This is a genomic window from Serratia sp. S4, assembly GCF_000347995.1.
In the GTDB taxonomy this organism is placed as follows: Bacteria; Pseudomonadota; Gammaproteobacteria; order Enterobacterales; family Enterobacteriaceae; genus Serratia; species Serratia quinivorans.
On sequence record NZ_KB661120.1, the window covers coordinates 1,290,015 to 1,303,714 of the forward strand.

11 protein-coding genes and 6 tRNA genes are annotated in these 13,700 nt (G+C 55.2%); 1 reads left to right on the top strand and 16 read right to left on the bottom strand.

Features of this window, described 5'->3' with window-relative positions; genetic code table 11:
• Window position 1: 1 nt before the first annotated feature.
• The 5 genes from corC to miaB all read right to left on the bottom strand — a co-directional run bounded on the left by corC (window position 2) and on the right by miaB (window position 4,604).
• On the bottom strand, window positions 2–880 hold the full coding sequence (corC, locus tag SERS4_RS0106710) for a CNNM family magnesium/cobalt transport protein CorC (RefSeq protein ID WP_012005653.1): 879 nt from the start codon (window positions 878–880) through the stop codon (window positions 2–4).
• Window positions 881–964: 84 nt separating this feature from the next.
• Window positions 965–1,438 carry an rRNA maturation RNase YbeY gene (gene ybeY / locus SERS4_RS0106715; protein WP_012005654.1) on the bottom strand — a complete coding sequence of 158 codons (474 nt, stop codon included), beginning with the start codon at window positions 1,436–1,438 and terminating at the stop codon, window positions 965–967.
• On the bottom strand, window positions 1,435–2,490 hold the full coding sequence (locus tag SERS4_RS0106720; RefSeq protein WP_012005655.1) for a PhoH family protein: 1,056 nt from the start codon (window positions 2,488–2,490) through the stop codon (window positions 1,435–1,437). Before SERS4_RS0106720 ends, ybeY begins: the two co-directional genes overlap by 4 nt.
• A gap of 214 nt (window positions 2,491–2,704) precedes the next feature.
• On the bottom strand, window positions 2,705–3,040 hold the full coding sequence (locus tag SERS4_RS0106725; protein ID WP_017891920.1) for a zinc ribbon domain-containing protein YjdM: 336 nt from the start codon (window positions 3,038–3,040) through the stop codon (window positions 2,705–2,707).
• 139 nt (window positions 3,041–3,179) lie between these two features.
• The gene (miaB, locus tag SERS4_RS0106735; protein WP_017891922.1) at window positions 3,180–4,604 is read right to left on the bottom strand and encodes a tRNA (N6-isopentenyl adenosine(37)-C2)-methylthiotransferase MiaB; all 1,425 of its coding nucleotides are present in this window, start codon (window positions 4,602–4,604) and stop codon (window positions 3,180–3,182) included.
• A 199-nt stretch (window positions 4,605–4,803) separates the two neighbouring features.
• Between miaB and ubiF the strand changes: the two genes are divergently transcribed.
• Entirely contained in the window at window positions 4,804–5,985 is a 1,182-nt protein-coding gene (ubiF, locus tag SERS4_RS0106740) for a 3-demethoxyubiquinol 3-hydroxylase (RefSeq protein ID WP_026142248.1), read from the top strand.
• An 84-nt stretch (window positions 5,986–6,069) separates the two neighbouring features.
• Here the strand turns inward: ubiF and SERS4_RS0106745 are convergent.
• From SERS4_RS0106745 to nagA, 11 genes are all read right to left on the bottom strand, one after another.
• A tRNA-Gln gene (locus tag SERS4_RS0106745) sits at window positions 6,070–6,144 on the bottom strand.
• Between the two features lie 19 nt (window positions 6,145–6,163).
• Window positions 6,164–6,240, bottom strand: a tRNA-Met gene (locus SERS4_RS0106750).
• A 37-nt stretch (window positions 6,241–6,277) separates the two neighbouring features.
• Window positions 6,278–6,352, bottom strand: a tRNA-Gln gene (locus SERS4_RS0106755).
• 47 nt (window positions 6,353–6,399) lie between these two features.
• A tRNA-Gln gene (locus SERS4_RS0106760) sits at window positions 6,400–6,474 on the bottom strand.
• A gap of 29 nt (window positions 6,475–6,503) precedes the next feature.
• Window positions 6,504–6,588 (bottom strand) — tRNA-Leu (locus tag SERS4_RS0106765).
• A gap of 10 nt (window positions 6,589–6,598) precedes the next feature.
• Window positions 6,599–6,675 (bottom strand) — tRNA-Met (locus SERS4_RS0106770).
• Window positions 6,676–6,895: 220 nt separating this feature from the next.
• A complete protein-coding gene (gene asnB / locus SERS4_RS0106780) occupies window positions 6,896–8,560 on the bottom strand; it encodes an asparagine synthase B (RefSeq protein ID WP_012005659.1) in 1,665 nt (554 codons plus the stop codon).
• Between the two features lie 289 nt (window positions 8,561–8,849).
• The gene (locus tag SERS4_RS0106785) at window positions 8,850–10,304 is read right to left on the bottom strand and encodes a carbohydrate-binding protein (RefSeq protein ID WP_017891924.1); all 1,455 of its coding nucleotides are present in this window, start codon (window positions 10,302–10,304) and stop codon (window positions 8,850–8,852) included.
• A 178-nt stretch (window positions 10,305–10,482) separates the two neighbouring features.
• A complete protein-coding gene (locus tag SERS4_RS0106790) occupies window positions 10,483–11,235 on the bottom strand; it encodes an HAD-IIA family hydrolase (RefSeq protein ID WP_012005661.1) in 753 nt (250 codons plus the stop codon).
• Window positions 11,236–11,302: 67 nt separating this feature from the next.
• The gene (locus tag SERS4_RS0106795) at window positions 11,303–12,523 is read right to left on the bottom strand and encodes an N-acetylglucosamine repressor (RefSeq protein ID WP_012005662.1); all 1,221 of its coding nucleotides are present in this window, start codon (window positions 12,521–12,523) and stop codon (window positions 11,303–11,305) included.
• A gap of 27 nt (window positions 12,524–12,550) precedes the next feature.
• A complete protein-coding gene (gene nagA, locus SERS4_RS0106800; protein ID WP_012005663.1) occupies window positions 12,551–13,690 on the bottom strand; it encodes an N-acetylglucosamine-6-phosphate deacetylase in 1,140 nt (379 codons plus the stop codon).
• Between the last annotated feature and the right edge of the window lie 10 nt (window positions 13,691–13,700).

Genomic DNA, 13,700 nt, shown 5'->3' on the forward strand with positions numbered 1-13,700 from the left:
TTTATTCTTCCAGTTTCGGTTGCGGAGAATCGTCCGGAATTTTTACATGAACCTGGATGATACGTCGACTGTCGGCCATCGCAACTTTAAATAGGTAACCTTCGATTTCAATGGTTTCCCCACGTGCAGGCAGGTGGCCGAAGGCTTGCATGACCAGGCCACCGATGGTGTCGACCTCGTCGTCGCTGAAGTGGGTGCCAAAGGCTTCGTTGAAGTCTTCAATCGGCGCCAGTGCGCGCACGGTATACATATGACGGCTGAGCTGGCGGATATCCAGGTCGTCCTCGTCGTCATACTCGTCTTCAATTTCGCCGACAATCAGTTCCAGAATGTCTTCGATGGTGACCAGGCCGGACACGCCGCCGAATTCGTCAATGACAATCGCCATGTGATAACGCTGGGAGCGGAACTCCTTCAGCATCCGGTCGACCCGCTTGCTTTCCGGCACCACCACTGCGGTGCGCAGCACCTTGTCGATGCTGAATTCCTCGGACTCTGCGCGCATAAACGGCAGCAGATCCTTGGCCATCAGAATGCCTTCGATGTGATCTTTATCTTCGCTGATCACCGGGAAGCGCGAGTGGGCGGATTCAATAATCACGTCCAGGCACTCTTCCAGCGTTTGGTTACGCTTGAGCGTCACCATCTGGGAGCGCGGGATCATGATGTCGCGCACGCGCTGCTCGGCGATATCCATCACGCCTTCCAGCATGTCTCGGGTATCGGGATCGATCAGGTCGTTTTGCTCGGAATCACGGATCAGCTCTACCAGATCGCCACGGTTTTTAGGTTCGCCGTGGAACAGCTGGTTAAGGATAAGAGTAAAGAACCCCTTCTTGGGACTGGGGCTGTCATTGCTTTGTGAATGGTCGTCGCTCATGGCGTTTTAGTTAATATCACTCATGTCAGAGTTAGGGGAGTCAGCGACAGCCCCATACAGGGGCTGCGGGGAAATCAGCTGACGTCAGAGGGGGTCTTTTTCCGCCAGGTACGGGTCCGGGTAACCCAGTCCGTGCATGATTTCGGTTTCCAAAGACTCCATTTCTTCGGCTTCATCGTCTTCGATGTGGTCATACCCTAGCAGATGAAGGCTGCCATGGACAACCATATGCGCCCAGTGGGCCTCCAGCGCCTTGTCTTGCTCAGCGGCTTCCCGTTCAACCACCTGACGGCAGATGATCAGATCGCCAAGCAGCGGCAGCTCGATACCCGGGGGAGCTTCGAACGGAAATGACAACACGTTGGTCGGTTTGTCCATGCCACGATAGGTCAGGTTCAGTTCATTGCTTTCGGCTTCATCCACCAGGCGAATGGTGACCTCCGCTTCTTCCTGAAACTGCGGCAGCACGCCTTCCAGCCAGCGCTGGAAGGTGGCTTCGTCCGGCAGGCCACTGTTATCTGCACAGGCCAGCTGCAGATCCAAAATCACCTGACTCATGGTGTCTCCTGCTCGGAGGCGAGGGTCGCCTCGCGTTTACGTTGTTCGGCAATGGCGTCTTTGCGCTTTTGTTCGGCGGCTTCCCAGGCTTCATAGGCGATGACCACGCGGGCCACCACCGGATGACGTACCACGTCTTCACTATGGAAGAAGTTGAAGCTCAGCTCTTCGACATCCGACAGCACTTCCACAGCATGGCGCAGGCCGGATTTTTGGTTGCGCGGCAGGTCTATCTGCGTCACGTCACCGGTAATCACTGCCTTTGAATTGAAGCCGATGCGCGTCAGGAACATTTTCATCTGTTCGATGGTGGTGTTCTGGCTCTCATCAAGAATGATAAATGCATCGTTCAGAGTACGACCGCGCATATAGGCCAGGGGTGCCACTTCAATCACGTTACGTTCAATCAGTTTCTCCACGCGCTCAAAGCCCAGCATTTCAAACAGGGCGTCGTACAGCGGGCGCAGGTAAGGATCGACCTTTTGGCTCAGATCTCCCGGCAGGAAGCCCAGTTTCTCACCGGCCTCGACCGCAGGGCGGGTCAGCATGATGCGACGAATTTCCTGACGTTCCAGCGCGTCTACCGCAGCGGCAACCGCCAGATAGGTTTTGCCGGTACCGGCCGGGCCAATACCGAAGGTAATATCATGGTCGAGAATATTGGCGATGTACTGCGCTTGGTTCGGCGTGCGTGGTTTAACCATGCCGCGTTTGGTTTTGATGGTGACCGCTTTGCCGTAATCCGGCACGCTGTCGGCAACCTGTTCCAACACCCGGCTTTCTTTGATCGCCAGATGGATCTGTTCCGGGTCAATATCCGGGATCACGCCGCGGATGGGCGAGGTGTCCACATACAGGTGGCGCAGGATATCGGCGGCGGCAACCACGCACAGGTTTTTGCCAACCAGCTTGAAACGGTTATCGCGGCGGTTGATTTCAATGCCCAACCGGCGTTCGAGTTGTTTGATATTGTCATCAAACGGGCCGCACAGGCTGAGCAATCGCTGATTGTCTGCCGGCTCTAACAAAATTTCTTGTGTTGCGACGTTCAAACTATTCCTCAAGGCTCATATCGGGCCTGGTTGATTTTCGGTACGCGCATTCAGGGCAAACCCTGAGGTTCTCTACCCTGAATTATTCATGGTGCGACGCATGGGCGCAAGTTTACCCATGATCTATCTGTGCGTCGGCGCTGAATTTCAAGGGCAGGGGGAGGAAAAACGCGGCCAAAACAGCCGCGTAATGACTTGAGAATGGAAGCTGGGATCAGTTCTTTTTCACGAACTCGGACTTCAGTTTCATTTGGCCAAAGCCATCAATTTTGCAGTCGATGTTGTGGTCGCCTTCCACCAGGCGAATGTTTTTCACCTTGGTGCCAATTTTCAGCATCGAAGAGCTGCCTTTGACCTTCAGATCTTTTACCACGGTCACGGCATCGCCGTCGGCCAGCAGGTTGCCGTTGGCATCTTTGACAATCAGCGCATCGCTGTCTTCCGCCGGGGCGCTGTCGCTCCACTCATGGGCGCACTCAGGACAGATAAACAGATTGTTGTCCTGATAAGTGTATTCGGAATTGCACTTCGGGCAGTGTGGGAGTTGCATGCTATGTCGCCTCTTCAATCAAAAAAATAAAAAAAAGAAAATTGCCGGGCGCATGGCCCGACAGAGAAATAATAAGGATCATCGTTATCGTGGCGGCGGCAAGCGCGGCCGCCACGGTTAGCGCCAGGCTAAAACAGCGTCAGGGCTGGTAAATGCCGACACCCAGCGCATTCTCTTTGCGGGTACGGGCGATCACCGACTGCGGGGATTCATGTACGCGCAGATCCATCTGCTGTTCGGTACGCACTACTGCACCACGTAGTGAGTTGGTCAGGACTTCGGTGATTTCCACATCCACGAACTGGCCAATCATATCCGGCGTGCCTTCAAAGTTTACCATGCGGTTGCAGGCGGTACGCCCCGCCAGCTCCATCACGCTTTTACGTGAGGTGCCTTCCACCAGAATGCGCTGAACGGTACCGAGCATCCGGCGGCTGAACTGCAGCACCTGCTGGTTGATGCGATCCTGCAGGATATACAGGCGCTGTTTCTTTTCGTCTTCGCTGACGTCGTCCACCATATCGGCCGCCGGGGTACCTGGGCGTGACGAGTAGATAAAGCTGAAGCTGGTGTCGAAGTTGATCTCGGCAATCAGGTTCATGGTCTGTTCGAAGTCGGCCTGGGTTTCCCCTGGGAAGCCGATAATAAAATCAGAGCTGAGCTGAATGTCCGGCCGCGCCTTGCGCAGTTTGCGAATGATCGCTTTGTATTCCAGTGCGGTGTGCGCGCGCTTCATCATGGTCAGTATGCGGTCTGAACCGCTCTGTACCGGCAGATGCAGGAAACTGACCAACTCCGGCGTGTCTTCGTATACCGCAATAATATCGTCGGTGAATTCAATCGGATGGCTGGTGGTGTAGCGGATGCGGTCGATGCCGTCAATGGCCGCCACCAGGCGCAACAGTTCGGCAAAGGAGCAGATGCCGCCGTCGTAGGTTGCCCCGCGGTAGGCATTGACGTTCTGGCCGAGCAGGTTGACTTCACGCACGCCTTGCGCCGCCAGTTGGGCGACTTCAAACAGCACGTCGTCGCTTGGGCGGCTGACTTCTTCTCCGCGGGTATAAGGCACCACGCAGAAGGTACAGTATTTGTTGCAGCCTTCCATGATGGAGACAAAGGCGGTCGGGCCTTCTGCACGGGGTTCCGGCAAGCGGTCGAACTTTTCGATCTCCGGGAAGCTGATATCGACGATTGGGCTGCGGGTGCCCTGCACGTGATTGAGCATTTCCGGCAGGCGGTGCAGGGTTTGCGGCCCAAACACCACGTCGACACAGGGCGCACGGCTACGGATGTGTTCACCTTCCTGCGAGGCCACGCAGCCCCCCACGCCGATAATCAGCGCCGGGTTCTTTTCTTTCAGCAGCCTCCAGCGGCCCAACATGGCGAAAACTTTTTCCTGCGCTTTCTCGCGGATCGAGCAGGTATTGAGCAGCAGCACGTCCGCTTCTTCAGCGTTGTCGGTCCATTGATAACCGTGCGTGCTTCCCAGTAAGTCCGCCATTTTTGATGAATCATATTCATTCATCTGGCAGCCCCAGGTTTTGATATGTAGTTTTTTGGTCATTGACTTGCCATTACTCAGTGCGGAGCGAAAGTTGCGATACGCGACATGCAGGGCGCTATTGTAAACATTTGACGCCGTTGTGACCAGCGCGGGGAAAACGGCATGCGACCTGAAGCCAAATTAAAAATCCGTTACACTGATGCCAAACGCCATGCCGGTGGGGATGGCGATAATTAACCAAGAAAAAATAGCCAACAATATGAACACTTCTCAAAAACGGTATGACGCGGTGGTGGTAGGCGGTGGCATGGTTGGCGCGGCCGCCGCGCTGGGGCTGGCGCAGGCCGGTTGGTCGGTGGCATTGCTGGAACATCAGGCGCCGCAAGCGTTTGATGCGCAAAGCCCGCCGGACTTGCGTATTTCCGCGATTGGCTGCACCTCGGTAGGGTTGCTCAAACAGCTCGGTGCCTGGCCGGCGGTGCAAGCGATGCGCACCGCACCGTACCGCCGTTTGGAAACCTGGGAGTGGGCGTCGGCACGGGTGGCGTTTGACGCCGCTTCACTCGGCCTGCCGGAGCTGGGCTTTATGGTGGAAAACCGCATTTTGCAACTGGCGCTGTGGCAGCAACTCGAGCAGTGCGACAATCTGACGCTCTATTGCCCCGCCAGGCTGCGTTCGCTGCAGCGGGGCGATGACCATTGGCAAGTGACACTGGACTCTTCTGAGACGCTTCAGGCGCGTCTGGTGGTCGGGGCTGACGGGGCCAACTCGCAGGTGCGCAATTTGGCGGCTATCGGCACCAGTGGCTGGCAGTACCGTCAGTCCTGCATGCTGATCACCGTTGAGACCGATGCGCCGCAGCAGGATGTAACCTGGCAGCAATTTTTCCCTTCGGGCCCACGCGCTTTCCTGCCGCTGTATGATCAATGGGCCTCGCTGGTGTGGTACGACAGCCCGCAGCGTATTCGTCAGTTGCAGGCGATGCCGCCGGCGCAGCTTGAGCGCGAAATCGCTGAGGCGTTTCCTGCACGTTTGGGAACGGTGAAAGTGCATGCCGCCGGATCTTTCCCGCTGGCGCGTCGCCACGCACAGCGCTATGTGTTACCGGGGCTGGCGTTGCTCGGTGACGCGGCGCACACCATTAATCCGTTAGCCGGGCAGGGCGTGAACCTGGGATATCGCGATGTGGACGCCTTGCTGGCGGTTTTGAGTGAAGCGCGGGAACAGGGTGAGGACTGGAGCAGCGAAGCGGTGCTGATGCGCTATCAGCGTCGTCGCCGTACCGATAATCTGCTGATGCAAAGTGGCATGGACCTGTTTTACACCGCCTTTAGCAATAATCTGGCACCGTTAAGCGTGGCACGCAATCTTGCGTTGATGGCGGCACAACGGGCGGGCAAGCTAAAGGAAAATGCGTTGAAGTACGCGCTGGGTTTATAACCTGAACGGGTTCAGCTTGCTGGGCCCGGTCATTTGCCGAATGACAGACAGCAAAAAGCCCGCCGAAGCGGGCTTTTCTAAATGTGGCTGGGGTGCCAGGATTCGAACCTGGGTATGCTGGTATCAGAAACCAGAGCCTTACCGCTTGGCGACACCCCAATTGTAAAACAGTAAAATATGGTGGCTACGACGGGATTTGAACCTGTGACCCCATCATTATGAGTGATGTGCTCTAACCAGCTGAGCTACGTAGCCATTTTTGATATTTTACTTTAAAAGTCAATGATGTTGATGGCTGGGGTACCTGGATTCGAACCAGGGAATGCTGGTATCAAAAACCAGTGCCTTACCGCTTGGCGATACCCCATCAACAAATTTTCAACTTCTTCTTACTGCATCCAACCATTTAAAAAATGGCTGGGGTACCTGGATTCGAACCAGGGAATGCTGGTATCAAAAACCAGTGCCTTACCGCTTGGCGATACCCCATCTGATGCCTGCAACCCGATGATAAGAAATGGTGCGGGAGGCGAGACTTGAACTCGCACACCTTGCGGCGCTAGAACCTAAATCTAGTGCGTCTACCAATTTCGCCACTCCCGCAAAAAAAAGATGGTGGCTACGACGGGATTTGAACCTGTGACCCCATCATTATGAGTGATGTGCTCTAACCAGCTGAGCTACGTAGCCATCTTTTTTCGCGCAACCTTCATCGGCGTTGCGGGGCGCATTATGCGTATATGGCCGTTTTGCGTCAACAAGTTTTTTCCCGAAAAAGCGACCGGATGTGTTGTTTGTCTGGGTTGTGAACAGTATGGCGATAAAATCATCAATTCAGACAATTAATGGTTGAAAACATCAACAAAAAGGCGGACCCGAAGGTCCGCCCAGGGAATAAAACGTCCGGCGATTATTTATAGGCGGACTGGTGAACGCCGACTGCACGACCAGAAGGATCGTCCATCTTTTTGAACGACTCATCCCATTCGATGGCTTTCGCTGAGGAGCAGGCCACTGACGGGCCGCCAGGCACGCACTCGGCCGCGCTTGGCAGTGGGAACAGCTCTTCGAAGATTTCGCGATACAGGTAGCCTTCCTTGGAGCTCGGCGTGTTGTACGGGAAGCGGAAACGTGCGGTTTCGAGCTGTTGATCGCTGATCTGCTTGGCAGCGACTTCTTTCAAGGTGTCGATCCAGCTGTAGCCAACGCCGTCGGAGAACTGCTCTTTCTGGCGCCAGGCCACGCTGGCCGGCAGATAGGACTCAAAACATTCACGCAGGATATGTTTTTCCATTTTGCCATTGCCGCACATTTTGTCTTTCGGGTTGATGCGCATCGCCACGTCGAGGAATTTTTTATCCAGGAACGGCACGCGGGCTTCCACACCCCAGGCGGACATCGCCTTGTTGGCGCGCGCACAGTCAAACATATGCAACGCCAGCAGTTTACGCACGGTTTCGTCGTGGAACTCACGGGCATCCGGTGCCTTATGGAAGTACAGGTAACCGCCGAACACTTCGTCCGCACCTTCACCAGACAGCACCATCTTGATGCCCATCGCCTTGATCTTGCGTGACATCAGGTACATCGGGGTCGAGGCGCGAATGGTGGTGACGTCATAGGTTTCGATGTGATAAATCACGTCGCGAATGGCGTCCAGACCTTCCTGCACGGTGAAATGAATTTCGTGGTGTACGGTGCCCAGGTGGTTAGCCACTTCCTGCGCAGCGCGCAGATCCGGTGAACCTTCCAGGCCGACGGCGAAGGAGTGCAGTTGTGGCCACCAGGCTTCGCTGCGCTCTTGATCTTCCACACGGCGCGCGGCGTACTTTTTGGTAATGGCGGAGATCACCGAAGAGTCCAGACCGCCAGACAGCAGCACGCCATACGGCACGTCGGACATCAGGTGGCTTTTCACCGAGTCTTCCAGTGCGTTGCGCAGGGCGTTGGCGTCGGTGACGTTGTCTTTAACCGCGTCGTAATCGAACCAGTCACGCTGGTAATATTCGCGGATCTCACCGTCCTGGCTCCACAGGTAGCTGCCCGCCGGGAATTCTTTGATGGTACGGCAAACCGGTACCAGCGCTTTCATTTCAGAAGCCACGTACAGGTTGCCGAATTCATCATGCCCCATGTACAGCGGGATAATGCCCAAATGGTCGCGGCCAATCAGGTAGGCGTCTTTCTCGGAGTCGTACAGGGCAAAGGCGAACATCCCTTGCAGGTCGTCGAGGAAGTCGGTGCCTTTTTCCTGATACAGCGCCAGGATCACCTCACAGTCGGAACCGGTCTGGAACTCATAGCGATCGCTAAGTTGCTGGCGCAGCGCCTGGTGGTTATAAATTTCACCGTTTACCGCCAGAACGTGGGTGTGCGCAGCGTTGTACAGCGGTTGGGCGCCATTATTGACGTCGACAATCGACAGGCGCTCATGCACCAGAATGGCTTTATCGCTGGCGTAAACGCCGGACCAGTCCGGGCCGCGATGGCGCATCAGACGGGACAGCTCCAGCGCTTTCTTACGCAGTTCAACGGGATCGGACTTCAGATCGAGCACACCGAAAATAGAACACATATACCGACTCTCCTAACGACTTTTTTAGACTGTGATGTTGTTTTGGTTGTTATAGGCAGCATGGTTGGCTCATCAGCGATGGCGCGGTTTTGCTGCGTTGTGTTTATGAAAATGCGTCAAAAGCGGCAGGGGATGCAAGCGTTTTAGCGCTACGCCGAAAAATAGTTGTTTGGGATAGGGTTAATATTAGCGAATGTTCAGTTAATGGAGGTTTAAATTAACGAATGTGCAATTTTTTACTGAATAGATGAGTTGCCGGACAGTTTTTCCGGCAACTCATTGCCGCTTATCAGGCGGTCAACTGCCACAGGGTGAAGGCCGCATCCGGCGTCCAGCCTGCGTTAGAGGTGTGGGCCTGAAGACAGGTGTACTTCTTGCCTTTATAGGTCACTACATCGCCGGCCTTATAGCTGTGGTTGTTCTGCCACTCGCCTGGGGTAGGATCGGGCGGTGTGCCGCCGTCTGCGGTTTTCACCGCCAGCGCACTGCTCGGCAGTGAGGTACTGCCCTGGTTATCGGTGGCGGTAACGAAGTAGCTGTATTGCGTTGCCGGAGTCAGGCCGCTTTCTTGCAGCGACAGGCCGCCGGTCTGGCCGATAGCGCTACCGTTACGGTAAACCGTATATTGGCTAACCGGATTGACGCTGCTGGAAGCCGTCCAGTTCAACGTCAAAGACGTTGCAGCGATCGCCGTGGCGTTCAATGCCGTTGGCGCGTCAGGCTTTCCCGGTTGCGGAATGACCCCTCCCTGGATCAGGGCTGCGTAACGTGTTTTGAACTCCCAGTTATATGCCACGCCGGCTTTGCTCCGGCCATTGTCCCAGTTTACCGACCAGGTCATCAGGCCCTTGATCGACAAACCTTTGGCGTCAAGACGTGCGAAGGCGTTATAGACCGCCATCTTGTCGACCACATAACCGGTGGCGGCAGCGTCATTGTTGGTTGGCAGACCGATAACGAATTTGGACGCCGGGATTTTGCTATAGCCACGGGTGCCGGTAACCAGGCTTTCGGTCAGGTAATACAGGAAGTCTTCTTTCATGGCGTCGTTATTCTGGGTGATCCAGGCGCCTTTACCGCCGTTGGCTTCATCAACCCAGATGCCGTCACCACCCTGATTATAATATTGCGGCGCGATAAAATCGTAATAGCCTTCGAGCGCGGTAATATAATCCAGGTAAGTACCGTTGGTGCGTAAATAAGGGAATTCTGGTGCCATGCTGACAATAAAGTTTTTACCTTCGGCCGCATAGTGCGATTTTACTTTTTTCAGTGCAACCGGCAACACGGTTTTATTATTGGCTGCGCCAATAGCGGCCTGTTCCAGATCGATATCCAACCCATCGAAGCCATAAGTTTCCACCAGGCGGATAATCTCGTTGGCCAGCTTGTCTTCGTCGCCGGTTTTCAATTCGATATGCGCGTCTGCACCACCCAGTGAAATCAGCACTGCGCGGCCCTGGCTATTGAGCACGCCAACCTGACGGCGGAACTCGGCATCAGACAGGTTGTAAGGCTTGAAGGTTGGGATGCCTTCGCCTTTCATAAAGGCCACCGCGACCACGTTATATTCGGCCGGAATGTCGGTCAGATTCATATTGGCAAATTGGCCTTGCTGATAGCCGTCGCTGGCACCGGCGGCCCAGTTGTGCCAAAAACCCATCATGATTTTTTTATTGGTCATATCCGGCATGATAGCGGCGTCATCTGCTGCTTGTGCATTGATAATATTATTGGTGCTCATGGGAACCTCGTTATTGTAGGTAAGATTATTTCCACTGACCGTCAATGTTTATTCTTGACGGGGCGTGAATATATAGTGCGACTTTTTAACGAGGTCGGGGTGAAACCTTTGGTGGGCAATAATAAATTTAATTCAAGATGGTAAAATTAAACGGTGGCCGTAATGGCCACCGCAGAGATTAGAAAATATTGATATCGGCGACGGACGGGAAGATATAGCTCGGGCGGAACGGCATGGTCTCGACATCGTTCAGCGTCGAGACGCCGGACAGCACCAAGACGGTTTCCAGACCCGCCTGGAAGCCCGCCAGGATATCGGTGCGCAGGTTATCACCGACGATCACCGTTTCTTCCGAATGCCCCTGCATTTTGTTCAGTGCGGCGCGGATAATCCACGGGCTTGGTTTGCCAACGTAAAATGGTTTGCGGCCGGTGATTTTCTCGATTGGGGCGCACAGCGCACCGCAGGCCGGAACAAAGCCATGGCCGTGGGTATCCGGGTTGGTAGCAATAAAGCGCGCGCCGTTATTCACGAAGTAGGCGGCCTTGTGCATCATGTCCCAGTTGTAGGAGCGGGTTTCGCCGACGATAACGAAGTCCGGGTTGATGTCGGTAATGGTGAAACCGGCTTTATACAGTTCATGAATCAGCGCGCCTTCACCGACCACATAGGCTTTTTTGCCTTCCTGGCGGCGCAGGAAATCGGCGGTGGCCATCGCGGAGGTATAAAACGCGCTTTCCGGCACTTCCAGTCCGGCGGCGGCGAAGCGGTTCGCCAGATCTTGCGCGGTCTGTGACGGATAGTTGGTCAACACTACCAGCGGCATGCCCTGTTCCTGAATGCGAGCGAGGAAAAGATCGGCGCCGGGCACCGGCGTGTTGTCATGCAGCAGCACGCCGTCGATATCACATATAACGTTTTTGATTGTCATTGTTGCTGTTTCTCATGATTTGCGGCAGGCAAAACGCGAAGATAGCACACCTGCCTGAAGCGGCGGATCAGCTTTCCAGCAATCGCTGCAATAGCACGCCGTTGAGCATCGCTCGTTTGGCCAGGGCGAAAGCGCCGATCGCCGAGCGATGATTGAGTTCGGAGGTGACCACCGGCAGATTTTTGCGGAAGTCCTTCAGCACCTGAGTATTGATGCAGCTTTGGATCGCCGGCAACAACACTTTTTCCGCCTCGGTAATTTCGCCGGCGATCACTACTTTCTGTGGATTGAACAGGTTGATGGCGATCGCCACGGCTTTGCCGAGGTAGCGACCAACGTGTTCGATCACTTCGCTGGCCAGCAGATCACCGCGGTTGGCGGCCTTGCAGATGGCGGAGATGCTACAGTCGTCGAGGGTCAGCTTGCTGGGGTAGCCCTGGGTCAGCAACTGGCGTACACGGTGTTCAATCGCGGCGTTGGCGGCGACGGTTTCCAGACAGCCGAAGTTGCCGCAGTGACAGCGTTCGCCCAATGGGTCAATTTGAATATGGCCGATTTCACCGACGTTGCCGTTGTTGCCCAGGAAAATCTGACCGTTGACGATAATACCGGCACCGGTGCCACGGTGCAGGCGCACCAGAATAGAGTCTTCGCAGTCGCGGGTGGCACCAAAGTAATGCTCTGCCAACGCCAGGCTGCGGATGTCGTGGCCAACAAAGCTGGTGACGTTAAAACGTTGCTGCAGGTTGTCGACTAGCGCCCAGTTGTTGACGCTGATATGCGGCATATAACGCACTACGCCCAGCGCCGGGTCAACCAGGCCTGGCAGGATCACCGCGATGGCGATCAGCTCACGCAGCTTGCGCTGATAGTTTTCGATAAACTGGGCAATGGCGATAAACAGCGCGTTTTCCAGTGTCTCCTGGGTGCGTTCCGGCAACGGGTAGTGTTCTTCACCGAGCGACTTGCCGCTCATATCGTACAGGGTGATGGTAGCGTCGTGACGACCGAGGCGCACGGCCACGGTGTGGAAATGCCGGGTTTCGGAGACAATGGAAATGGCGCGGCGGCCGCCGGTAGAGGCTTGCTGATCGACTTCTTTGATCAGCCCGCGCTCCAACAGCTGGCGAGTAATTTTAGTGACGCTGGCGGGCGCTAGCTGGCTCAGTTCGGCTATTTGAATGCGCGAAATCGGACCCTGTTGGTCGATCAGGCGGTAAACCGCTGCGCCGTTGAGTTGCTTGACTAAGTCAACGTTCCCTATCTGTGCCTGTCCGCCAGTACTCATCAATAATTTTACTCGCTGTTCATTAAATTAAACCTCGTTACCGTTAACGAGCGTTTTGGTGATTTTAAAATCACGGGTAAAGGCAGTCAGGTTCGCCACTTTACCGGGCTCGATAGTGCCTAAACGGTGGTCCACGCCGATAGCGCGCGCCGGATACAGCGTTGCCATGCGCAGTGCTTCGTCCAATGCAATACCGACATGCTCAACGCTGTTTTTTAACGCGTCAATCATGGTCAGCGCTGAGCCGCTCAGGGTGCCGTTTTCGTCCACGCACAGCCCATCACGATAGTATATTGTTTTACCGGCAAAAATAAATTGGTCGATATCGGCACCTGCCGGCGCGGTGGCGTCGGTGACCAGCACCAATTTATCACCTTTCATGCGTTTGGCGTTACGGATACTCGCCCAGGCTACGTGATGGCCGTCGGCGATAATCCCGGTATAGACCTCCGGCGTGTCGAAAATCGCGCCCATCAGCCCTGGTTCACGCCCGGTGATATACGGCATGGCGTTATACAGGTGAGTGGCGAAGGTGATACCGGCGGCAAAACCGATACGGGCCTGATCGTAGGTGGCGTTCGAGTGACCGGCGGACACCACGATGCCTGCTTCGGTCAATTGCTTGATAAAGTGCGGCTCCACCATTTCCGGCGCCAGCGTGACCTTGGTGATCACATCGGCATTGGCGCACAGATAGTCGATCATCTCGCTGGTCGGTTTGCGGATAAACGCCGGGTTATGGGTGCCTTTCTTCAGTGGGCTAAGGTACGGCCCTTCCAGATGCAGGCCAAGCGCCTGATTGGGATGTTTCTTCAGATAAGCGCGCATCACTTCGATGCTGTGCTTCATAAATTCGTCGCTGCTGGTGATCAGCGTCGGCAGATAACTGGTACAGCCGGATTTTTCGTTGGCACGCTGCATGATCTCCAGCGTCTGTTCCGAAATGGCCTCCAGCGAGTCGTTAAATTGCACGCCGCCACAGCCGTTAAGCTGCACGTCGATCAAACCGGGGGCCAGGATAGCGCCACCCAGATCGCGCGTTTCAATGCCGGCCGGCAGTTCAGCCAGCGGGCAAACTCGTTCAATCAGCCCATCAGCGATAATAACTGCGTGGTCGTCAAGTACGTCGTGGCCGGTATAAATACGGCCGTGGGTTAAAGCGAACATCGTAGCCCCC